This window comes from Flavobacterium koreense, assembly GCF_054776075.1.
This window is the reverse complement of record NZ_BAAHCF010000032.1, coordinates 134,368-155,443: the sequence shown is the minus strand read 5'-3', so window position 1 is coordinate 155,443 and position 21,076 is coordinate 134,368. Positions and strand designations below refer to the sequence as shown.

Here is a 21,076-nt window from a genome sequence, read left to right as displayed (position 1 = left end):
AAGTAACAGGTTGTGAGAAAATAGGATCGTTTAATATTTATGTTGAACAACCACCAACACCGCTTATAATAGCGCCTACAGAAGTGATTTGTGTTGATTATAATACCCAACAAGTAGTTAGATCATTAGTTTTAACCGCAACTAATACAACAGTATACTTGCCTGGAACAACACCATTAACTTACACTTACCAATGGTATGACCAGGCTGGTGTTGCAATACCTGGAGCTACCAGCCAGACTTATGAAGTAATTGATCCTCTTCCAAATACTGTAAGCAGTGATTTTACGGTAGTTATGACAAGTACAAGTACACAAGCATGTAATGATGAATCGGCTCCATTTACAGTAATACAATCAGGACAAGCTGTGGCTGTTGGTGTAGGCTATGAAGTAAGCAACGCTTTCTCTGATATGCAAACCATTACAGTAACTGTAACAGGTTATGGAAGTTACTTATACAGCCTTGATGGAGGTCCGAGACAAACCAGCAATGTGTTTGCGAATGTACCTCTTGGAGTACACACTATAACGGTATGGGATGACAAAGGTGGCGTAGCAAGCAGCTGTGATCCTTTCCAATTAACAGGAGTACAAATCATCGATTATCCTCACTATTTTACACCAAATGGAGACGGAATTAACGATACTTGGAATATTGTTGGTTTGGATAAAGAAATAAACGCAAAAATTTATATATTTGACCGCCAAGGAAAATTAATTAAACAAATCAGTCCAGCAAGCAAAGGATGGGATGGTACTTACAACGGAAACCTAATGCCATCAACGGATTACTGGTTTACAGTTGACTATCCTGAAGCTGGTGCGATGAAACAATTTAAAGCCCATTTCTCATTAAAAAGATAAAAAAGACAACATAATTAAAAAACAAAAAACTCCTCAAAAATGAGGAGTTTTTTTATTTAATATAAGAGATAAGTTAATCTAAAATAAAACTTACAGAAACATTGGCAGAAACTTCAATCTCTCCAACAGCAAGGGTTTCTCTTGGTGCACCTGCTTCAGCTACCATCATATCGGCTTTGTACATAACAGGTGGCGCATAATAAGATTGAGAATTATCTGAAATCAGAATAGCTTTCCCAATTTTTTGATTTAAAACTGAAACATAATCCTCTGCTTTATGCTTTGCATCTTTCATAGCAAGTTTTCTAGCTTCCGATTTGTATTCTTCAATTTTAGACGATTTGAATTCAACATCGCTAATGTTATTAATACCATTATCAACCAATCCCATCATCAAAGCGTCATATTTTGTAATATCTTTTAAGGTAATACTTATAGTCTGCGAAGCTTGATAATTATACTTCTTCTTTTCGTAATCATAATTTCTATTTAAACTTACGCTTGTAGTTTGAAAATCGGAAGTTGGAATACCAAATTTCTTTACAAATTTTACAACTTTATCAACCGTTTCATCATTAAGCTTTTTTACTTCTGTTGCATCTTTTCCTGTGTTTTCAACACCAAAGTTAATAACGATATGGTCTGGTTTTACCATAACTTTTCCTTCTCCTGAAACGGATACTTGTGGAATTTGTTTTTGTTCTTGTGCTTGTGTCATCGTAGCAATAAATGTCATTAAAATTAAAATTGATTTTTTCATAATACTATATTTTATAAAATTAAATACCCAAAAGCCATGCCAATTATAGCTTGCCTCGTTTAGCCATTACAAATAAAATAATAATTGGAATTGCTAAAGCTACAACCATAAATGTATTATCCACAAACAAAGAAGGCTTTTTCATTAATGTAAAAAAGTAGCCACCAATAGCGCCTCCAAAATGTGCTGTGTGTCCAATATTATCGCTTTTTGCTTTCATTCCATAAATCGAGTAAAGAAGATAAATAATACCAAATAAATACCCAGGGATAAATCCGTAAATCAATATTCTAGGTTCCAACAATATTGCCGAATAAATAATTCCCATAACTGCTCCAGAAGCTCCAACAGCACTGTAACTATATTCATCTTTATGAAAAATCATTGTCAGAAGACTACCAAAAATAAGACTCGCAAAATAGATTAATATGAAAGAAAAATTATTAAGAATTCCGTAAACATATGGTGCAAAAAAGTAAAGTGATAACATATTAAAAGCCAAATGACCAATATCTACATGAAGAAATCCAGACGAAATCATTCTAATCTGCTCTCCAGAACGAATACTTCCCACATGAAATTGATACTTTCTAAAAAAAGATAAATCTTCAAATCCTTTAAAACTAATCACAATATTCAATGCAATCAATCCAATCAAAAACAAATTGTACTCCATATCAAACTATTTTGCGTAAAAATAGGAATTGTTCTTTAGGTTTTGTTAAACCAAAGTTGTTAAATTATCAGAAACTGTATATTTGCATAAAAATAAACGAATGCAGTTTTTAATTTACCTTCTTGTCTACCCTATTCTATGGCTAATTTCAATTCTGCCATTTCCGATATTATATTTGTTTTCTGATTTTGTTTATTTTTTAATCTATCGTGTAATTGGTTATAGAAAAAAAACAGTTCGAGAAAATATTGCCCTTGCCCTTCCTCATTTGTCAGAACAAGAGCGATTAATTATTGAGAAAAAATCCTACCATCATTTGTGCGATATGTTTCTTGAGATGATAAAAACAATGTCGATTTCCGAAAAAGAAATTAATAAACGTTTTAGCTATTCAAATCTTGATGTTTATCTTGATTTAGAAAAAAAAGGAAAAAGTATTGCTCTAATGTGCGCACATTATGCAAGTTACGAATGGGTTTTATCGATGAATAATCACATTACTTTCAAAGGATATGGAATTTATAAAAAAATTGCAAATCCGTATTTTGATAAATTAGTGAAAAATATTCGAGCAAAATTTAAAGCCTATCTTATAACAACCAAAGAAACTAAAACTACTATTGAACAAAATGCTAAAAATGGAGTATTAGGCATTTTTGGTTTTGCAAGTGATCAAACTCCAAGAAGATCCGATAATATGTATTGGGATAACTTTATGGGAATCCAAACTCCTATTCACGTTGGAGCTGAAATGCTTGCGAAACGATATGATATGAATGTAATTTTCTTAAAAGTAAAGAAAGTAAAAAGAGGTTATTATGAAGCTTCTTTCGAAGTACTTTCTGATAATGTAAAATCCATTCCAGATTACAAACTATCAGAAAATTTCATGAGAAAAGTAGAACAACAAATCTATGAAGCACCAGAATTTTACTTGTGGACACATAAACGTTGGAAACATAAGAAGTAGTGTTCAGTTGTCAGTGTTCAGTGTTCAGTGTTCGGTATAAAAAAAGGTCTAAAATTAAAATTTTAGACCTTTTTTCTATTTCTTACTTCGTACTTCAAACCTCGTACTTCGTAATTAGTTATACATTTTCTTTCTCAATTCTTGAACCTTATCATCATCAAGGTATTCGTCAAATGTCATGTATCTGTCAATAACTCCGTTTGGTGTAATTTCCAGAACTCTGTTGGCAACCGTTTGTGCAAATTCGTGGTCATGTGTTGTAAACAAAACCGAACCTTTAAAGTTTTTAAGCGAATTATTGAACGCTGTAATCGATTCCAAATCCAAGTGATTTGTTGGTTCGTCTAGCATTAAAACGTTAGCACGAATCATCATCATTCGAGATAACATACAACGTACTTTTTCACCTCCAGAAAGCACCGTACATTTTTTTAAAGCTTCTTCTCCAGAGAAAATCATTTTCCCTAAGAACCCACGAACGTACACTTCATCACGCTCTTCTTCTGTTTTCACAAATTGACGCAACCAATCTACTAAATTCAAACTTCCGTCTGTGAAAAATTCGCTATTATCGTTAGGTAAATAAGATTGTGTTGTAGTAATTCCCCAATCATAAGTTCCTTCGTCGGCTTTTTGATTTCCGTTTAAGATTTCATAAAAAGCAGTTGTAGCACGTGAATCTTTTGAAAACACTACCACTTTATCGCCTTTCGCCATGTTCAAATCTACATTTTTAAACAATACTTCACCATCAACTGATGCTGCAAGGTTTTGTACATGTAAAATTTGATCTCCAGCTTCTCTTTCAACATCAAAAATAATCGCCGGATATCTTCTACTTGATGGTTTGATTTCATCAAGATTTAATTTGTCAATCATCTTCTTACGAGAAGTTGCTTGCTTCGATTTCGCCACATTCGCACTAAAACGACGAATAAACTCTTCCAACTCGGCTTTCTTCTCTTCGGCTTTCTTATTTTGTTGTGCTTTTTGTTTTGCAGCTAACTGACTTGATTCATACCAAAACGTATAGTTTCCAGAATAGTGATTAATTTTTGAGAAATCAATATCCGAGATGTGCGTACAAACCGAATCCAAAAAGTGTCTATCGTGCGAAACCACAATTACGGTATTTTCATAATTGGCAAGGAAATTTTCTAACCAAGTGATGGTTTCAAAATCCAAGTCATTCGTTGGCTCATCCATTACCAAAACATCAGGATTTCCGAAAAGCGCTTGTGCTAATAACACACGAACTTTAAGTTTTCCTTCCAAATCGGCCATCAAAGTATAATGCATATCCGAACCAATACCTAAGTTAGATAGCATCGAACCAGCATCCGATTCGGCATTCCAACCGTTCATTTCTTCAAATTGTACTTGCAACTCACCTATTCTATCGGCATTTTTATCATCATAATCAGCATACAAAGCATCCATTTCAGATTTTACTGCAAATAGTACTTTGTTACCCATCATTACTGTTTCTAAAACCGTATGTTCATCAAACATGTTGTGATTTTGATTCAAAACCGACATACGTTTTCCTGGTTCCAGAATTACACGACCAGAAGTAGGATCAATATCGCCAGCAAGAATTTTGAGGAACGTAGATTTTCCAGCACCATTGGCACCAATTACGCCATAGCAATTTCCTTGAACAAACGTGGTGTTTACTTCGTCAAATAAGATTCTTTTACCAAATTGAACTGATAAATTAGATACAGTAAGCATTTTTTATTATGTTTTAATTTCGGTGCAAAAGTAAGCATTAGTGATTAGTTTTTAGTAATTAGTTTTTAGTAATTAGTGATTAGTTTTTTTTCTAAGCACTTTTGCTGAACTTTTTGTTGATAAACAGGTAAAAATACGTGGTTAGAGTTTATAAGATAATGGTATATTTGTGATGGAGGTGATGATGATGTTGCGTCTATCATGATTTGGCAGCAAGCTTATCGCAAATAGTAATTAAAAATAAATATTTATGGAAGACAACCGAAAAACTGATTTAGCATTCAAATTACTTGACAATGTTCAAAACTTAATCAAATTTGCAGACACTAAAATTAATGTTTTACTCATAATCAGTGGAGTTTCCACAACTTTTATTCTAACAAACTTTCAATCATTATTATACTCTTGTCTTCTATCAAAAATAACTCTTTGTTTATTTTTAATTGTATTTCTTGTATTCATAATTTTATCAATTTTAACAATCTCACCAAGAAAAGATAAACATACAGGAAATTCTGTTTCAAAAACTATATATTTTAAACACATTGCAGAAAGAATAGAAGCAAAAGACTTTATTGATGATTACAACTTATTAGATGAAAAGAAATTCCAATCAGATTTATTATACCAAGTATTTGAAAATTCAAAAATTGCTGAGAAAAAATTCAAGTTTTACAATTTCAGTTTAACTGCTTTAAAAATTCAAATACTATTATTTTTCGTTTTAATTGTAATTAAATATTTTGCGTAGTGAATAAAAAAGATATTGAGGATAAAGTAAATACTTTCCTCACAACTGGATTCAATCAATATGATAGTAATGAAGTCCCTGACATTGAAAATGGAACAGAGAACAGATTAACACTAGGAAATACAGGTATATACGGAGAGTTTACTTTTCTTTATGTAGATATGAGAGGTTCTTCATCTTATACAGACCAACATAGACTTCAAACAATTACTAAAATTTACAAAGCCTATCATCATTGTATGGTCGAATGTATAAAACAATTTAACGGAAAAATTAGAAGTTTTGATGGCGACAGAGTTTTAGCGGTGTTCAGCGGTGAAAGAAAAGTAAATAACGCAGTTGAATGTGCAATGAAAATAGTTGGTTGCAAGTATGATATTTTAAAACCAAAAATTAATAGTGCTTTTAATAATAATAATTTTTCATTAGGAGTAGGCATTTCTACAGGAAACATAATGGTTTCAAAAGCGGGCACTGGTTATGATAAAAATAATCGTGATTTAATTTGGATTGGTGATCCTCCTAATTTGGGTGCAAAATTAAGTGATGAAGCCGACAGCCCAAATTCAATTTATATTTGTAAAACTACTTTTGGTAGACTTAAAGAAGTGAACCAATTTACAACACGTAATGGGGTGAAAATTGATATGTGGACAAGTGGACAATTTAAATTTAAAAATGAATTCATAACAATTTATAAAACAGGCTATTATCGTTCTTTATAAAAACCCGATAGCGCGGATTTGCAATCCGTGCACACAATAAAAATCAAATCATTAAAACACATTTTTTTTGGAATAGTTTTTGCAAAATCACAAGCAACATCAACTTGAATATTATGGAAAATAAAATAAGAATACAAAATCCTTGCAATGAAAATTGGAGTTCTATGTCAACCGATAAAAAAGGTAGATTTTGTACTTCTTGCAATAAAACCGTAATTGATTTTACAAAGATGAAAGCTCCTGAAATCCAAAAATATTTCGTTGAAAACTCAACTAATGAAAGCATTTGTGGCTATTATAAATTCAATCAAGTTGAAAACGAAAACAATACTAAATACACTAATTTAAAAAATCGATTTAATCAAATTAAGGTGAAACCAATAAAAATAGTTGCCTTACTTTCATTGAGTTTTTTGTTTTCATTTTCAAGTTGCATCATGGGTAAACGTGCAGAAGATCAATCAGAAGATGCAATTGAAAACGATTCAGTTACAACCAATAAAATTAAAGATTCTATTCAAAAGGATTCTATAAAAGATAAAATTGATACGTTGAAGAAATAAAAAATGATATTACTAGTTGCCATCACTTTGATAAGTAAACAAAATAAAAATGAATAAATCGAAATTTAAATTTTTTATTATTTTCACGATAATTCTATTCCTATTATATCATGTAATTTCATTCTTTTCTACATTTCATTTTTACGCTGCTGGAAGTTATCCTTATGCTGAGACATATACTCTCAAATATTCTGAGGAAAAAGTTATTAATGCTTTGGAAAAATTAAAACTTAAAAACTTAGACACAAAAGATAAAGATACAACTGACTTTTGGCATGACATTTATTTTGATTTAGGAGACAAAAAGATGCAAACATGGACAAGATCTTTCGATGAAAAACAAACAAGTTTTGCTCTTGTCTCAATTTCTACAAATAAAAAATCAGAATGGAAATTAGTTAATCAAGACCTAGGTTTATTTGAAAATATACTATTGAAAAGAAAATTTGAAAAAGAAATAATAGAAAGACTTAAAATTGAATTAAAAAAATAAACTATACAAAAGTTGAGTAACCTAACTTCGCATTAATCAACAAAAACCTGATAGCGCGGATTTGTAATCCGTGCCTACAATAAAAATCACAACTAAACATTCGAAACCAAACAAAGTCTTTGTTGAAAATTGGTATATTTGTGAAGGATGTGAAAGTTGATTTTAGTGTTTTTATTAGTTGTTCTATATTTTGAAAATACTAGAAAATCCAAATTTTTGACAAATAAACGGAATTTTGAAATGATTAATAAATTGAAATATATTTTTGCGATTTTACTTTTTTGGGCTTGTACAAAAAAAATAACTAAACTTGAGGAATATTCAAACTATCCTATTAAGTACGCTAAAGCTAAAATTAATCATCCGGAAAATGATTTTTCAATCACAATTCCTAAAAATTGGGAATGGAAAGCTGAAGAATATAATAATCCACAAATAATTCTTGGAATGGATATTGGAGCAACTGATTCAATAACAAAATTCACTAAGATAATTTCAATTCAGAAATATAAAAGTTTTGAAAAAAATATGGAATTGTTGGATGAATTTAAAACAATCCAAAAGAATATTAAAAAAAGTAGTTTGATGCCAACAATTATTGAAAGTGGATATACAAAGAATTTAAAATATGATTCTTACTATATTTATCAAAAATTAGAAGGTTCAAACTCAATAGAAATGATTTCGTTTATATTAAAAAGCAAAGAAAAAGAAACATTTTATTCTTTAACAACAAGTTGTCAAAGTGAAGACAACATCGAAACAAACTTTGCTTTAATGATTAAATGTATAGAATCTTTTGAAATAAATTAAATCACTTGCTGAGAAAAGTCTCCTGACTTTAAGATAAGCAACAAAACACCTACTTCCTACTCTCAATCTCCAAAGCGACTTTCAAAGCATGATCGTTGGCTAAAACTTTAACAATATTACCGTCTTTATTCACTATAAAATGCGTTGGAAAAGCATTCAATTGCAACGCTTCATTCATATACGTTTTCATATTGGGAACTACAGCATACAATAATGGTTTTTTAGCTAAAAATACTTTCAATTGTTCTGGCGTATCTTCGGCTAAACTTACAAAAACAATGTCTTTTCGGTCTTTGTATTGATTCACCATTTCGTTCAACGAAGGAATTTCTTTCACACAAACCGCACAATGAATAAACCAACATTTCACTACCATAATCTTGCCTTTCATAGATTCATTAGAAATTATATTTCCTTCTAAATCGGTGAAAGTAAACTTCGGAAAAGGTTTGCCTTCTTGATTAAAATTATCGTTTTCATCAAAAGACACTTGAGCAATAGTCGCTTTAATATTTGAATCAGAATTTGGCAAAAGTTTAAACAATTGGTATTGGAAAATCGTGTCCGCAGTTTTCAAACGAATAGGAATCGTTTTTCCATCCATCAAAGTTTTCAAGAAAGCACTTTTCTCAATTACGGTTCCGTTTTCATCAATTGGCGTAAAATCTCTTGAAAGCATGATGTTTTCATTGTGGTATTTCCACCAATTCATAAAATTACTTTGAATCTCTGTTGGATTAACTTCAGGTTCACCCAATTTCGTTTGTCCAGAACAAGAAACTAGCAAAAAGAAGAAGGCAAAACTTAAATATTTGGTCATTGTGAAAACTTTATAGATTTCAAAATTACAAATCAATTTTATTATTCTTCTGTTTTATTGAAATTACTTACATTAGCTAAAATTTACAAACCTTTATGACCTTTCCTTTTCAGTTTGATTTCTTTGGCGAAAAAGTATATTATCATTTTATATTTGAAACTTTGGCGTTCTTTATTGGAGTTCGATTGTATTACTACCACAAAAGAGGAATAACTGATACCATTTCCGACATCAATCGCCTTTGGATTATGTTGGGCGCGATGGTTGGTGCGCTCGTTGGTTCGAGAGTTTTGGCAATGCTCGAAAATCCTTCCGAAATTGCAAATCAAACGTTACTCACTTTTTATCAAAACAAAACCGTTGCTGGAGGATTTCTCGGCGGCTTGTTTGGTGTAGAACTTTTTAAGAAGTTTATTGGTGTCAAAACCGCTTCTGGAGATATTTATGTAATTCCTATAATCGTAGCACTTTTCATTGGAAGAATTGGTTGTTTCTCAATGGGAATCGCCGAACCAACCTACGGAATTGAAACCACTTTCTTTACCGGAATGAATTTGGGCGATGGTAAATTACGTCATCCTGTGGCATTGTATGAAATGACGTATATGATTTTGCTTTTCATTCTTTTCAGAAAAATAAAAAATGTAAATCTAATCAACGGCGACCGATTCAAACTCTTTATGGTTTTATACTTTTTGTACCGATTTTCCGTTGAATTTATAAAACCATATCAACCTTTATTCTTATATTTGAGTAGTATTCAATGGAGTGCGATTTTTATATTTGTTTATTACCACAAATTCATTTTAAGATTATTTAATTATGCCAAATAGACCTTACATATACTACGATTATACCAAATCACTTTGTCCTACTTGTTTAGAATTGGTCGATGCCAAAATTGTCTTTCAAAACGAGAAAGTTTGGATGCTGAAACATTGCAAAACGCATGGCGATTCACGTTCCATGATTGCTGATGATGTGGAATATTACAAACAAATTAGAAACTACAACAAGCAATCGGAAGTTCCTTTGAAATTTAATACCAAAGTACATTATGGTTGTCCGTATGATTGCGGTTTGTGTACCGATCACGAGCAACATTCGTGTTTGTCGATTGTAGAAGTTACCGATAGATGTAATTTGGCTTGTCCAACTTGTTACGCATCTTCTGCACCAAATTATGGACGTCATCGAACGTTGGAAGAAATTGAAAAAATGTTTGACGTAATTGTTGCCAATGAAGGTGAACCTGATGTGGTTCAAATTTCTGGTGGCGAACCAACGGTGCATCCGCAGTTTTTTGAAATTATGGATATTGCCAAAAGCAAACCTATCAAACATTTGATGTTAAACACCAACGGAATTCGAATTGCAAAGGATATTTCATTTGTAGAAAAACTTGCAAGTTACATGCCTGATTTTGAAATTTATCTGCAATTTGATAGTTTCAAACCCGAAGTTTTAGAAAAATTACGTGGCGAAGATTTAACCGAAGTGCGCAAGCAAGCTATAGAAAATTTGAATCATTTTAATCTTTCAACAACTTTAGTAATTACGTTGCAAAAAGGCGAAAACGATGATGAAATTGGTAAAATTCTTGAATATGCTGTAAAACAAAAATGTGTTCGTGGAGTAACGTTTCAACCAACGCAAGTTGCCGGACGAAATGACAATTATGATGATGCAACAGGGAGAATCACGTTGACAGAAGTTCGAAGAAAAATCTATGAGCAATATCCAATTTTTACACCACAAGATTTGATTCCTGTGCCTTGTAATCCTGATGCTTTGTGTATGGCTTATGCTTTAAAAATGGACGATCAAGTTATTCCGATGACGCATTTATTGAATCCAGAAGATTTATTGAATACTACCAAAAACACTATCGTTTATGAAAATGATGAAGATTTGAAGAACCATTTAATAACAATGTTCAGCACCGGAATTTCTGTAGATTGCGCTGAGGATACTTTTGGAGAATTAATGTGTTGTTTGCCTAGAGTAAAATCGGATAGTTTGCATTATGATAATTTGTTTCGAATCATCATTATGAACTTCATGGATGCTAGTGATTTTGATGTTCGAGCAGTAAAAAAATCATGCGTTCATATTGTGGACAAACGTTATAAATTAGTACCATTCGAAACCATGAATTTGTTTTACAGAGATAATAAAATTGAGGAAATCAGAGAAAAGTTAAATCGATAGTATGGAACATATTTTCAAATTAGCCTTGGTCATCATTTTTGTTTGTGTGATTACTTTTTTTGCAGGAATTGTAAAGTTATTTCAAAACAAAGATTCGAATTCGACTGCGATCAAAATGATTTTATTTTCTTTATTAACGATTATCATTATTCTAATTATAGGAGTCTCAGCTTGTTTTTCAACCTTAAGCTTAGGCGGAATGCATTAATACTTAATACTACCAAAATGATTTTTATACTAGTCGGGCTTTTGTCTTTCGCAAGCTTAATAGGCTTATTGGTTGGATTTATTTTAGTCTTATCCAAAAAAGAGCAAACTAAAAAAGACGGAATACAAATTTTACAATATTCAGTAATAGGATTGATTATTGGTTTTGGTGCCTGTGCTGTACTTTTAAATGGTTAAATAATATGAAAGATGCTTTATTTGATATAAGTATAATGCTAATTTTTGCAAGTGCTATCGCCTTTATAACTGGGCTCTTTTTACTATTTATAGAAAATAAAAGAAAATTTGCAGTAAAATTATTAATTGGTTCTGTAATTATATTTTTAATTGGTTTTGGAACTTGTTTTGCCACTTTTTCTATTGGTCCAATGCATTAAATTATGATAGTTATCATGTTCATTTGATTGGAATCTAAATACATTTGCTTGATAAAAAATTGCAATGAACAGAAAACTAAAATACTACGAACTGATTTGGTTCAAACACGATTTACCTGCCGGACTTTCTGTTTTTCTTGTGGCATTGCCTTTGTGTTTGGGAATCGCTTTAGCTTCTGGTGCGCCATTATATTCAGGACTTTTGTCAGGAATTATTGGTGGAGTTTTGGTTTCTTTAATCAGTGGTTCGCAACTTGGTGTTTCAGGTCCAGCAGCAGGATTGACTACTCTGGTTGCAGCTTCGATAGTTTCACTTGGTGATTTTCAAACTTTTCTACTTGCAGTTATTGTCGCTGGTTTGTTTCAAATTGTTTTAGGAATTTTAAAACTCGGATTAATTTCCAACTATTTTCCATCAGCTGTAATTAAAGGAATGCTTGCCGCCATTGGGATTATGTTAATTTCAAAACAAATTCCAATCGCACTCGGATACAACCAACCTGATTTTTGGACAAGTGGTTTTACCAAACTTTTCAATCCAAATAATATTTCGGGAAATCTTCAAAACTTTAATCAACATTTAACTCGTGGAACAATCATCATTTCTATTGTATCCATTGTCATTTTAATATTCTTAAATCAACCTTTTGCAAAAAAGTATAAAGTAATACCAGCTCCACTTTTAGTAGTTGTTATCGGAATTGCAATCAATTTTATACTTTCCAATTTTGAAGCTAATTTCCAATTAAAACCAACACAACTGGTTGCAATTCCGGATAACATTTTTGGAAATATTGCTTTTCCTGATTATTCAAAATTATTCAACAATTTAGAAATTTGGAAAGCCGGAATTCTTATAGGCTTATTGGCTTCCTTAGAAACCTTACTTTGTGTGGAAGCCGTTGATAAATTGGACAAAAGAAACCGAATTACACCTGTAAATCGAGAATTAATTGCACAAGGAATTGGAAACTTAACTTGCGGATTACTTGGAGCCATTCCTATGACAGCTGTTGTTGTTCGAGGTTCTGCCAATGTTGATGCTGGCGGACGAACTAAACTTTCAGCATTTACTCATGGTTTATTTTTGCTTTTAGCCGTTTTATTTTTACCTTTTCTGCTGAATAAAATTCCTTATGCTTCACTTTCAGCTATTTTATTAATTACTGGATATAATTTGACCAAACCCAAATTATACAAGAACATTTGGAGTTTAGGTTGGAAACAGTTTTTCCCATTCATCATTACAATTGTATTCATTTTAATTACCGATTTGCTCATTGGAGTAACCATTGGATTGTTGATTTCATTGTATTTTATCATTCAAAATAATTTTCAAGCAGATTATAAAGTTATTATATCTAAACAACATGAAACAGAAATATTTACCATAATTCTAAACGATAATGTTTCTTTTTTAAACAAAGTAAAATTTAGAAAAATACTAGATAATATTCCTAAATACAGTATTTTAACTATTGATGGCAGAAGTACAAGTTTCATTGATTATGACATTTTGGAAGTTATTAGTGAATTTGAAAACAAAGCGCACGACAGACATATTCAACTTAATCTTCAAGGAATTGAAAAAGTTTCAACCACAGCTTTACATTAATGTTTTATTTAACTAATGATTAACAAAGTTTTTAGATACAACATTCTACATTTGTTTTGTAAAATATTTTTGATGAAAAGTTTGCCCTTAATGAAATCATTTTTAATTCCTACACTTCTTCTAATACTGATGAGTTCTTGTAAAAAAGAATTTTCAGGTGATAATTATGTTGCCTATTTTGGTGGTGAAGTTGCAAATCCGAACAATCCTTATGTACTTTTTTGCAAAAACAATGTAGTAATTGATACCATTCCATTAAACAAAGACAATACTTTTTTTAAAAAATTCGATTCTTTAACTCCAGGTTTATATTCTTTTAAACATGAACCAGAATACCAATATGTTTATTTTGATAAAAACGACAGTATAAAAGTTCATATTGATTCTAAAGATTTTGATGAATCTATTATCTTTTGTGGAAGAGGCGATAGAAAAAATAATTTCTTAATGGAAATGTATTTAAGAAATGAAAAGGATAAGAACAAAATGTTTGAAACCTTTGATTATCCTTTTGAAAAATTTGACACTTACATCAATAAAACGAATTCTGATAATGAAAAATTCTACAAATCAAGAAAAGAAGAAATAAAATGGAGTGACGAATTTGATGTATATGCAAGTGGTATCGTTAAATTTCCACATTACACCAAAAAAGAAATCTATCCAATAATCCATAAAATGAGAACTGGAGAGGATGTTTTATCTAAATTACCAAAAGATTATTACGCTTTTAGAGATGAAATAGATTATAGCAATGAAGCTTTAACAGAATTTTCTCCTTTTGTAATGTATCTTGATCATATGCTTAATAATGTAGGAGCTATCAATTACCATAATCATTTGTCTGATTGTGATTTGGCTTTAAAAATGAACATCAACAAATTAAACATTGCGGATACCTTAATAAAAAATGAAAAAGTAAAAAATATTGTTTTAAATAACATCGCTTTCCGTTATTTAATGGAAGATCAAAATGTTGTCAATAATACAGAATTTCTGAAAACCTATCACAAATATTCAACCGATAAGAGTAAGAAAAATGAAATTCTGAAAATTGGAAATGCAATACAATTGTTAACCGATGGCAAAACATTACCTGAAGTTCAACTTATTGATTCAAAAGGAAATAAAATTTCATCAAATGATTTAATAAAGAAAAATACAGTACTTTTCTTTTGGTCAGAAAAGCTTAATTCGCATTTAATTGCAGCACACAAAAAAGTTTTAACACTAAAAACTAAATATCCAAATTATAACTTTATTGCTATAAATCTTGATGATAACACAGAGCAATGGAAAACCGATTTAAAGAAATATAACTTTGGAAATATAACGGAGTTAAAATGTGTAAATTTTGAAGATATAAGAGCTAAATGGGCAATTACAAAAGTACACAGAACTATAATCGTAAATGCTGACAAGACCATTAAGAATGGTTTCACCAATATGTTTGAAGTCAACTTTGAGGATGAATTGAAGTAGTGTTCAGTGTTCAGTGTTCAGTGTTCAGTGTTCAGTGTTCAGTGTTCAGTGTTCAGTGTTCAGTGTTCAGTGTTCAGTGTTCAGTTGATAATACAAATTTCGGAAATTTAGAATAAATAAAAGGCGATTTTCTTATGAAAATCGCCTTTTATATTTATGCTTTCGCACTGCTTACTGAGCACTGAACACTGCTTACTTATTTCCTTTCTCGAAATCAGCTATAAATTGAGCTAATCCAATATCTGTCAAAGGATGTTTTAATAATCCTAAAATGGCTGAAAGTGGTCCAGTCATAACATCTGCACCAATTTTTGCACAGTTTACAATATGCATTGTGTGACGCACAGAAGCAGCAAGAATTTGAGTTTCATAACCATAGTTATCATAGATTTCTCTAATTTCCTGAATCAAGTTCAAACCATCAGTAGAAACATCGTCTAAACGACCAATAAATGGCGATACAAAAGTTGCTCCAGCTTTAGCAGCCAATAAGGCTTGTCCAGCAGAGAAAACTAAAGTTACATTGGTTTTAATTCCTTTATCTGTAAAATATTTACAAGCTTTAACTCCTTCTTTAGTCATTGGAAGTTTTACTACAATTTGAGGATGTAAATCGGCTAATTCTTCACCTTCTTTTACCATTCCATCGTAGTCAACAGCATTTACTTCAGCACTTACTTCACCATCAACAATGTTGCAAATGTCAACGTAGTGTTTCAAAATGTTGTTTTTTCCTGTAATTCCTTCTTTAGCCATCAACGAAGGATTTGTTGTAACACCATCAAGAATTCCAAGTGATTGTGCTTCTTTAATGTCGTTCAAATTGGCTGTGTCAATAAAAAATTTCATAATATATAGTTAAGTTGTGTTTTATTAAGATGCAAAATTACAATTTAAAATTTCTTTTAAGAATTATTTTTTTGAGTAAATTTCTTTTAGATTATTTTCATAATCACCACCAGCTTCAATCTTTGAAATATCACTGATATTCATCAACAATTTTTTCCTATCTAAAGAAACATATGTTCCAAATTCATAAATAACAATACTATCATTATCCATATCTTCAATTTGTCCAATTATACACATACCTGTATCTATGTTTTGAATATCTAATGAAATATATCCAAATTTTTCATAAACAGATTTTAATGCTTCGTGAATATTATCAATTTTAATATCAAAAAGATTCTGAATTCTTTTTTCTTTTAAAACAAACCTCTCAGTAGTAGAAATATCATTTCCTTCCCACCTTAATCTTGTAATATTCTCTCTTCTAATTATACAGATTCCATTTGCTTCACCTATACTCGTAAATTGCTCCAGTAAAAGGAAATCGTCATTAAATTTTACAATGTAACCATAAGTTGATTCTTCGAAATAATCGGTGTAAACATCAACTAATATTTTTTCAATATGAAGTTTCTCAAGATATTTTTGTTGTAATTCCATAAGGATATTAATTTAGAATTGACTTTACTTTAATATTACAAGGTTTAATTAAAAAACAAATTATTCACTTAGAGCTAAAGTTTATAATGATTCATCAACATTTTCTCATACACTTTATCTGGCAAAATTCTCTTTAAAACTATAGAAAACTTTTGCATAAATGCGCCTACTTTATAATGTATTTTAGGATTTGGATTCTGAATTATTCTATAAATAGCTTCTGCCATTTCATTTGGATTACTTCCAGAATCAACGTGTTCATCCATTGTTTTCAACGTATTACCATAAGGAATTTCATAAGCAGAACCTTTGATTAATGGCGCGTGAAAACGACCTGCAGCGATATTAGTAGCAAAATCACCTGGTGCAACATTGGTAATATGAATTCCGAACGATTTTACTTCCATTCGCAAAGCTTCTGTAATTAATTCTAAAGCTCCTTTTGAAGCAGAGTAAATTCCTCTGTAAGGCAATCCCATATATCCAGCAATGGAAGTGATATTGATAATCAAACCAGACTTTTGTAATCTCATTTGAGGTAAAACAGCTTTCATCACTTCAATTGGTCCAAAAAGATTGGTTTCAAAGTTATTTTTGATTTCTTCTGTTGGAATTTCTTCAATTGGTCCTGTAATTCCTACTCCAGCGTTATTAATAACAACGTCTATCCTACCCGATTTAGAAATTATTTCTTGAACAGCTTTTTGAATACTTTCAACATTTCGAACATCCAAAGCAATCAACGGAAAAACCGAACCTTGAATTCGCTCAGGGTTTCTACTTGTTCCATAAACTACAAATCCTTTAGCATGAAGAAACTCTCCAATAGATTTTCCAATTCCTGAAGAACCTCCTGTAATTAGTACTACTTTTTCCATAAATCTTGTCCGAATTGAATCATGTAACTGTTATTGTCATATATCGCAAACTCACGCATTCCCCAATCAAAATCTTCAATATCGTAAGCTACTTTTACTTTGTCTTTCAAATCATTCCACAAAGTATCAACATCGTCTGTTTTAATATAAAATGTTCCTGAAAAATAAGGTCTTTCAAATGGTGTGTGTTCGTTGGGTTCGGCAATCATAATTTCACATTCGTCTTTACTGACGGCTGCCCAACCCCATTCTTCACTTTGATTTCCACAAGTAAATCCTAAAATATCACAATAAAAATCTACTGTTTTTTGCAATTCTTTGGTCCAAATCATTGGAACTATTGGCTGAAATTTCATCTTAAAATAATTATGGTATAAAGATAGAAATTCTAATTTAGATTATAGAAATTCCTAATCCTGGTTTTTCAGAAATTTGGATTGTACCATTTACAATTTGACTTCCTTTTGCAATATCGTTAGCTACTAAATTGGCTCCATCCAAATCGGCAAAATCACATAATGGTGCTAAAACCGAACCAGCAGAAATACCAACAGATGATTCTGTCATACAACCAATCATAATTTGATACTTCAAACTTCTAGCCTTTTGAATCATATTCAATGCTGGAGTCAATCCACCACATTTTACTAATTTGATATTGATACTTTTATAATGAGGTTTCAATTGTTCTAACGAAATTATATCTTGACAATCTTCATCTGCCATCCAATTGGAATGTAAATTAGCGTTTAAAATATCATAATTTTCTTGTCCTTTTTTCATAGGCTGTTCCAAGTAAGAAAACTTTTCTGAAGCGATTTCATTTTGCAACCAAATACAATTTTCTTTATCAAAACTTCCGTTGGAATCTAGAGCAATATTATAACTTAATTCAAGTAAAGATTTAATCTCATTTTTATTGAAATGATTGCACTTTACTTTAAATTTATTCCAAGAAGATTTCTTTATTTTCTGAATTTGATTTTCAATAGAATCTACACTTATAGTTATTGAAGATTTAGGAAGTTGCTTTATTTCAATCGCATTTAATTCTAAAAACGATTTGTTCTCTAGTTTTCCAAATAAATCCCAATAAGCACAATCTAATGCCGAACGCAAGAAACTTGGCAAGTCTAAAGTCAATAAAAAACTATAAAATTCAATAGGATGATTTATCTTTTGAAATTCAATTTGTTCTTTAATTACTTCTAATTTTTGAACAAAATCATCTAAATTAATTTGATAATAATCAATTGCGGTACATTCACCATAACCAATTGTATTGTGACTTTTCAACGAAACGATCAATGCTTCTCTAAAAGTATAATTTCCGTAAGAAATGGAGAAAGTTTCCTTTAATTCTAATCGAACTATTTGCCAAGATAAATTCATTAAAGGAGCGTTGAAGTTAATTTGTTTAATTACAAATATCTATAAAAAAAAAGAATCTGAAACGAGTTCAGATTAAAAAAAAGATCCTGAATCAAGTTCAGGATAAAAATGGCAAGCGACCTACATCGCACCGCTACAACCACATACCTTTGCTATGTTCCCATCCTGGAGGATTCTGCAGGAGCTGGTCGTGTAGGACTTGCCGGTGCAAAGATACAATCTTTTTATATTTTTGCAAGAAATTAACATCTTAAATAATACATTTGTATCTATAAATTGAATTAAAATCAGATGAAAAATTATAAAGTATTAGCTGTCATTTTATTAGCAGGATTGTCATTCAGTTGTAAAACTACTGATGAAGATTTTTTTACCATCAATGAGAGCAAAATAAAAGCTCAATACACTACCGAAGATATATTAAATCTTGAAGTTGATAATCCCAAAACTCAAAAAATTGATAGTGTTGTTTATACTATTAATGATAAAAAAGTGGGTTCTAGCAAAAGTAATTCTAGTTTTTCGTTTCCTTTAAAAAATCAAAAATTAGGATATCAAAATATTAAAGCTGCTATTCATTATGATGGAGCTACCGAAATGGATTCAACAAGAATTGAAGTTATTTCAAATTTGGAACCTAAAATTCTAAAATTTACGCTTATAAATACTTATCCTCATGATAACAAAGCTTACACACAAGGATTGGAGTTTTACAAAGGTGTTTTATATGAAGGAACTGGACAAAGAGGAGAATCTACTTTAAGAAAAACTAATTACAAAACAGGAAATATTGATTTAAAAATAGATTTAGAACCTCGTTTTTTTGGTGAAGGAATTACATTTTTAAATGATAAAATTTACCAACTTACTTGGGAAGAAACTACCGCTTTTGTTTATGATGCCAAAACATTGAAAAAAATAAAAGAACTTCCTTATGCTAAAAAAATTGAAGGTTGGGGATTAACTAATGATGGTAAGTATTTATATCAATCAGATGGTTCTGAAAAAATTTATAAGTTAAATCCAGAAGATTTGAGCGTTGTTGATTATGTGAATGTTTATTCAAAAGATACCAAAGTAAAAGAACTAAACGAATTAGAATGGGTTGATGGAAAAATTTACAGCAATGTTTATTATAAAAATGCCATTGTAATTATAAATCCAACTAATGGTGTTGTAGAAGGCGTTATAAACCTGGCAGAATTAGAAGGTAAAACTACGCCACTTCCTGACAGAAATGTTCTAAACGGAATTGCCTATAATCCTGCGACCAAAACCTTTTTTGTTACTGGAAAAAATTGGGATAAAATGTTTGAAATAAAAATAAATCAATAGTCTGATGAGCAATAAAATGCCAAAATCTTGTCAAGAAAATTGGCTTGACCTTTCACCAAACGAAAAGGTTAAATTTTGTAATTTATGTCAGAAAAACATATTTGACCAAACTACAGAAGGATCAGAATCTAATGAAATAATATGTATGCGTTATGCTACTCAAGAAAACCAAGTCAATAAAAAGTTTTCTCATAAGATAAAACAATTCATACTTTCAAGAATAAAAAAAAACCGAGCTCACTAACTCGGTTTTTTAATTTTTATTTTTTCTTTGAATTTACAAACTCCATTTTCGTGGCATCATAAATTAATTTATTTTCTTGCGTTTTATTTTTTTGAGTAATAGTTCCATCTGCATTTAGAGTAAACTCAAACCCTTCTCTTCTCATTCGCTCTTGGGTTTCTGAAGCGTTTTTCAATCGATCAAGGAATACTTTTTCTACAATATGATTTGTTAATTGGGTATTATAAAAAACTTGTTTCTTAGAAGTTATTTCATAAACATTAGAATAAACAGTTGTAATATCTTCAGTTTTTAAATCGGTTTTATTTAACGTTTTTTCTGTCCAAGACAATAGATATAATTTTACGCCGCTAGCAGTAAATGATTTCAATTTTACATCAGTTGGAGTAAATTTTGCATCCGCAGCTTTTACTACAATGGCTTCTTTACCATCAATAGTCAATTGAAAATTACCAGCTTTAACTTCGGCTACCAAATTATCAACTTTGGCTAAAACTCCTTTAGAAGTTGCAACCGCTTTTTTAACTGTAGATTTTTTCTTTTGAGAATAACTTGTAATGCTACAAAGAGCAATTAATGTAAATAAAACAAATTTTTTCATAATAGTGTTATGGTTTAATAGGATAGCAATATACAAAAATATTTATATGAAAAATGTTAAATAAAAAAACCGAGTTATTGCTAACTCGGT

25 protein-coding genes and 1 other RNA gene are annotated in these 21,076 nt (G+C 30.6%); 15 read left to right on the top strand and 11 right to left on the bottom strand.

The window, feature by feature from the left end; all coding sequences use genetic code 11:
• Positions 1-866: T9SS type B sorting domain-containing protein (locus ACYU7A_RS12315; RefSeq protein ID WP_460576964.1), on the top strand; the 866-nt coding region annotated here is incomplete at its 5' end.
• A gap of 73 nt (positions 867-939) precedes the next feature.
• Here the strand turns inward: ACYU7A_RS12315 and ACYU7A_RS12310 are convergent.
• Both ACYU7A_RS12310 and ACYU7A_RS12305 read right to left on the bottom strand, forming a co-directional pair.
• Positions 940-1,626 carry an SIMPL domain-containing protein gene (locus tag ACYU7A_RS12310; RefSeq protein ID WP_460576962.1) on the bottom strand — a complete coding sequence of 229 codons (687 nt, stop codon included), beginning with the start codon at positions 1,624-1,626 and terminating at the stop codon, positions 940-942.
• Between the two features lie 43 nt (positions 1,627-1,669).
• Positions 1,670-2,302, bottom strand: a complete 633-nt coding sequence (locus tag ACYU7A_RS12305) for a rhomboid family intramembrane serine protease (protein ID WP_460576960.1) — start codon at positions 2,300-2,302, stop codon at positions 1,670-1,672.
• A 100-nt stretch (positions 2,303-2,402) separates the two neighbouring features.
• Here ACYU7A_RS12305 and ACYU7A_RS12300 point away from each other — a divergent pair, with 100 nt between their 5' ends.
• The gene (locus tag ACYU7A_RS12300; protein ID WP_460576958.1) at positions 2,403-3,272 is read left to right on the top strand and encodes a lysophospholipid acyltransferase family protein; all 870 of its coding nucleotides are present in this window, start codon (positions 2,403-2,405) and stop codon (positions 3,270-3,272) included.
• 114 nt (positions 3,273-3,386) lie between these two features.
• Here the strand turns inward: ACYU7A_RS12300 and ACYU7A_RS12295 are convergent, their stop codons facing one another.
• Complete coding sequence (locus ACYU7A_RS12295) at positions 3,387-5,006, bottom strand: ABC-F family ATP-binding cassette domain-containing protein (protein WP_460576956.1); 1,620 nt, start codon at positions 5,004-5,006, stop codon at positions 3,387-3,389.
• Between the two features lie 250 nt (positions 5,007-5,256).
• Between ACYU7A_RS12295 and ACYU7A_RS12290 the strand changes: the two genes are divergently transcribed.
• From ACYU7A_RS12290 to ACYU7A_RS12270, 5 genes are all read left to right on the top strand, one after another.
• A complete protein-coding gene (locus ACYU7A_RS12290) occupies positions 5,257-5,757 on the top strand; it encodes a Pycsar system effector family protein (RefSeq protein WP_460576954.1) in 501 nt (166 codons plus the stop codon).
• Entirely contained in the window at positions 5,757-6,482 is a 726-nt protein-coding gene (locus ACYU7A_RS12285) for an adenylate/guanylate cyclase domain-containing protein (RefSeq protein ID WP_460576952.1), read from the top strand. The genes ACYU7A_RS12290 and ACYU7A_RS12285 overlap by 1 nt, the downstream gene beginning before the upstream one ends.
• A 113-nt stretch (positions 6,483-6,595) precedes the next feature.
• Entirely contained in the window at positions 6,596-7,045 is a 450-nt protein-coding gene (locus tag ACYU7A_RS12280; RefSeq protein ID WP_460576950.1) for a hypothetical protein, read from the top strand.
• A 49-nt stretch (positions 7,046-7,094) separates the two neighbouring features.
• Positions 7,095-7,538, top strand: a complete 444-nt coding sequence (locus ACYU7A_RS12275; RefSeq protein WP_460576948.1) for a hypothetical protein — start codon at positions 7,095-7,097, stop codon at positions 7,536-7,538.
• Positions 7,539-7,778: 240 nt separating this feature from the next.
• The gene (locus ACYU7A_RS12270) at positions 7,779-8,351 is read left to right on the top strand and encodes a hypothetical protein (protein WP_460576946.1); all 573 of its coding nucleotides are present in this window, start codon (positions 7,779-7,781) and stop codon (positions 8,349-8,351) included.
• Between the two features lie 49 nt (positions 8,352-8,400).
• Here ACYU7A_RS12270 and ACYU7A_RS12265 read toward each other — a convergent pair whose 3' ends face one another.
• The gene (locus tag ACYU7A_RS12265) at positions 8,401-9,171 is read right to left on the bottom strand and encodes a TlpA family protein disulfide reductase (RefSeq protein WP_460576944.1); all 771 of its coding nucleotides are present in this window, start codon (positions 9,169-9,171) and stop codon (positions 8,401-8,403) included.
• Positions 9,172-9,266: 95 nt separating this feature from the next.
• Between ACYU7A_RS12265 and ACYU7A_RS12260 the strand changes: the two genes are divergently transcribed.
• The 6 genes from ACYU7A_RS12260 to ACYU7A_RS12235 all read left to right on the top strand — a co-directional run bounded on the left by ACYU7A_RS12260 (position 9,267) and on the right by ACYU7A_RS12235 (position 15,084).
• Entirely contained in the window at positions 9,267-10,004 is a 738-nt protein-coding gene (locus ACYU7A_RS12260) for a prolipoprotein diacylglyceryl transferase (RefSeq protein WP_460576942.1), read from the top strand.
• A complete protein-coding gene (locus ACYU7A_RS12255; RefSeq protein WP_460576940.1) occupies positions 9,994-11,382 on the top strand; it encodes a radical SAM protein in 1,389 nt (462 codons plus the stop codon). Before ACYU7A_RS12260 ends, ACYU7A_RS12255 begins: the two co-directional genes overlap by 11 nt.
• Before the next feature lie 225 nt (positions 11,383-11,607).
• Positions 11,608-11,787 (top strand): hypothetical protein, encoded by a 180-nt coding sequence (locus ACYU7A_RS12250; RefSeq protein WP_460576938.1) that lies wholly within the window; start codon positions 11,608-11,610, stop codon positions 11,785-11,787.
• Positions 11,788-11,792: 5 nt separating this feature from the next.
• Positions 11,793-11,987 carry a hypothetical protein gene (locus ACYU7A_RS12245; protein WP_460576936.1) on the top strand — a complete coding sequence of 65 codons (195 nt, stop codon included), beginning with the start codon at positions 11,793-11,795 and terminating at the stop codon, positions 11,985-11,987.
• A 64-nt stretch (positions 11,988-12,051) separates the two neighbouring features.
• Positions 12,052-13,602: a SulP family inorganic anion transporter gene (locus ACYU7A_RS12240; RefSeq protein ID WP_460576934.1), complete on the top strand. Its 1,551-nt coding sequence runs from the start codon at positions 12,052-12,054 to the stop codon at positions 13,600-13,602.
• Positions 13,603-13,692: 90 nt separating this feature from the next.
• The gene (locus ACYU7A_RS12235) at positions 13,693-15,084 is read left to right on the top strand and encodes a TlpA family protein disulfide reductase (RefSeq protein ID WP_460576932.1); all 1,392 of its coding nucleotides are present in this window, start codon (positions 13,693-13,695) and stop codon (positions 15,082-15,084) included.
• A 192-nt stretch (positions 15,085-15,276) separates the two neighbouring features.
• Here ACYU7A_RS12235 and fsa read toward each other — a convergent pair whose 3' ends face one another.
• From fsa to ffs, 6 genes are all read right to left on the bottom strand, one after another.
• The gene (gene fsa / locus ACYU7A_RS12230) at positions 15,277-15,933 is read right to left on the bottom strand and encodes a fructose-6-phosphate aldolase (RefSeq protein ID WP_344817095.1); all 657 of its coding nucleotides are present in this window, start codon (positions 15,931-15,933) and stop codon (positions 15,277-15,279) included.
• A gap of 63 nt (positions 15,934-15,996) precedes the next feature.
• Positions 15,997-16,536 (bottom strand): hypothetical protein, encoded by a 540-nt coding sequence (locus ACYU7A_RS12225; protein WP_396147738.1) that lies wholly within the window; start codon positions 16,534-16,536, stop codon positions 15,997-15,999.
• A 74-nt stretch (positions 16,537-16,610) separates the two neighbouring features.
• A complete protein-coding gene (locus ACYU7A_RS12220) occupies positions 16,611-17,414 on the bottom strand; it encodes an SDR family oxidoreductase (RefSeq protein WP_396147737.1) in 804 nt (267 codons plus the stop codon).
• Positions 17,402-17,770, bottom strand: a complete 369-nt coding sequence (locus ACYU7A_RS12215) for a bleomycin resistance protein (protein WP_298305262.1) — start codon at positions 17,768-17,770, stop codon at positions 17,402-17,404. The genes ACYU7A_RS12220 and ACYU7A_RS12215 overlap by 13 nt, the downstream gene beginning before the upstream one ends.
• Positions 17,771-17,807: 37 nt before the next feature.
• Entirely contained in the window at positions 17,808-18,806 is a 999-nt protein-coding gene (locus ACYU7A_RS12210) for an enolase C-terminal domain-like protein (protein WP_460576929.1), read from the bottom strand.
• Between the two features lie 107 nt (positions 18,807-18,913).
• Positions 18,914-19,011, bottom strand: an RNA gene (gene ffs, locus ACYU7A_RS12205) — signal recognition particle sRNA small type.
• An 86-nt stretch (positions 19,012-19,097) separates the two neighbouring features.
• On the opposite strand from ffs, the gene ACYU7A_RS12200 reads away from it, so the two are divergent.
• Together ACYU7A_RS12200 and ACYU7A_RS12195 are read left to right on the top strand one after the other, a co-directional pair.
• A complete protein-coding gene (locus tag ACYU7A_RS12200) occupies positions 19,098-20,141 on the top strand; it encodes a glutaminyl-peptide cyclotransferase (RefSeq protein ID WP_460576927.1) in 1,044 nt (347 codons plus the stop codon).
• Positions 20,142-20,145: 4 nt separating this feature from the next.
• On the top strand, positions 20,146-20,385 hold the full coding sequence (locus ACYU7A_RS12195; RefSeq protein ID WP_460576925.1) for a hypothetical protein: 240 nt from the start codon (positions 20,146-20,148) through the stop codon (positions 20,383-20,385).
• 16 nt (positions 20,386-20,401) lie between these two features.
• Here ACYU7A_RS12195 and ACYU7A_RS12190 read toward each other — a convergent pair whose 3' ends face one another.
• Positions 20,402-20,986, bottom strand: a complete 585-nt coding sequence (locus ACYU7A_RS12190) for a hypothetical protein (protein ID WP_460576923.1) — start codon at positions 20,984-20,986, stop codon at positions 20,402-20,404.
• Positions 20,987-21,076: the final 90 nt, after the last annotated feature.

Bases quoted from the DNA above. Each gene is read 5' to 3' on its own strand.
- ACYU7A_RS12300 (WP_460576958.1), top strand. From the start codon at position 2,403: ATGCAGTTTTTAATTTACCTTCTTGTCTACCCTATTCTATGGCTAATT.
- ACYU7A_RS12250 (WP_460576938.1), top strand. From the start codon at position 11,608: ATGATTTTTATACTAGTCGGGCTTTTGTCTTTCGCAAGCTTAATAGGC.
- ACYU7A_RS12265 (WP_460576944.1), bottom strand. From the start codon at position 9,171: ATGACCAAATATTTAAGTTTTGCCTTCTTCTTTTTGCTAGTTTCTTGT.
- ACYU7A_RS12245 (WP_460576936.1), top strand. From the start codon at position 11,793: ATGAAAGATGCTTTATTTGATATAAGTATAATGCTAATTTTTGCAAGT.
- ACYU7A_RS12255 (WP_460576940.1), top strand. From the start codon at position 9,994: ATGCCAAATAGACCTTACATATACTACGATTATACCAAATCACTTTGT.
- ACYU7A_RS12295 (WP_460576956.1), bottom strand. From the start codon at position 5,006: ATGCTTACTGTATCTAATTTATCAGTTCAATTTGGTAAAAGAATCTTA.
- ACYU7A_RS12210 (WP_460576929.1), bottom strand. From the start codon at position 18,806: ATGAATTTATCTTGGCAAATAGTTCGATTAGAATTAAAGGAAACTTTC.
- ACYU7A_RS12270 (WP_460576946.1), top strand. From the start codon at position 7,779: ATGATTAATAAATTGAAATATATTTTTGCGATTTTACTTTTTTGGGCT.
- ACYU7A_RS12235 (WP_460576932.1), top strand. From the start codon at position 13,693: ATGAAATCATTTTTAATTCCTACACTTCTTCTAATACTGATGAGTTCT.
- ACYU7A_RS12275 (WP_460576948.1), top strand. From the start codon at position 7,095: ATGAATAAATCGAAATTTAAATTTTTTATTATTTTCACGATAATTCTA.
- ACYU7A_RS12240 (WP_460576934.1), top strand. From the start codon at position 12,052: ATGAACAGAAAACTAAAATACTACGAACTGATTTGGTTCAAACACGAT.
- ACYU7A_RS12195 (WP_460576925.1), top strand. From the start codon at position 20,146: ATGAGCAATAAAATGCCAAAATCTTGTCAAGAAAATTGGCTTGACCTT.
- ACYU7A_RS12200 (WP_460576927.1), top strand. From the start codon at position 19,098: ATGAAAAATTATAAAGTATTAGCTGTCATTTTATTAGCAGGATTGTCA.
- ACYU7A_RS12190 (WP_460576923.1), bottom strand. From the start codon at position 20,986: ATGAAAAAATTTGTTTTATTTACATTAATTGCTCTTTGTAGCATTACA.
- fsa (WP_344817095.1), bottom strand. From the start codon at position 15,933: ATGAAATTTTTTATTGACACAGCCAATTTGAACGACATTAAAGAAGCA.
- ACYU7A_RS12220 (WP_396147737.1), bottom strand. From the start codon at position 17,414: ATGGAAAAAGTAGTACTAATTACAGGAGGTTCTTCAGGAATTGGAAAA.
- ACYU7A_RS12305 (WP_460576960.1), bottom strand. From the start codon at position 2,302: ATGGAGTACAATTTGTTTTTGATTGGATTGATTGCATTGAATATTGTG.
- ACYU7A_RS12215 (WP_298305262.1), bottom strand. From the start codon at position 17,770: ATGAAATTTCAGCCAATAGTTCCAATGATTTGGACCAAAGAATTGCAA.
- ACYU7A_RS12260 (WP_460576942.1), top strand. From the start codon at position 9,267: ATGACCTTTCCTTTTCAGTTTGATTTCTTTGGCGAAAAAGTATATTAT.
- ACYU7A_RS12225 (WP_396147738.1), bottom strand. From the start codon at position 16,536: ATGGAATTACAACAAAAATATCTTGAGAAACTTCATATTGAAAAAATA.
- ACYU7A_RS12290 (WP_460576954.1), top strand. From the start codon at position 5,257: ATGGAAGACAACCGAAAAACTGATTTAGCATTCAAATTACTTGACAAT.
- ACYU7A_RS12310 (WP_460576962.1), bottom strand. From the start codon at position 1,626: ATGAAAAAATCAATTTTAATTTTAATGACATTTATTGCTACGATGACA.
- ACYU7A_RS12280 (WP_460576950.1), top strand. From the start codon at position 6,596: ATGGAAAATAAAATAAGAATACAAAATCCTTGCAATGAAAATTGGAGT.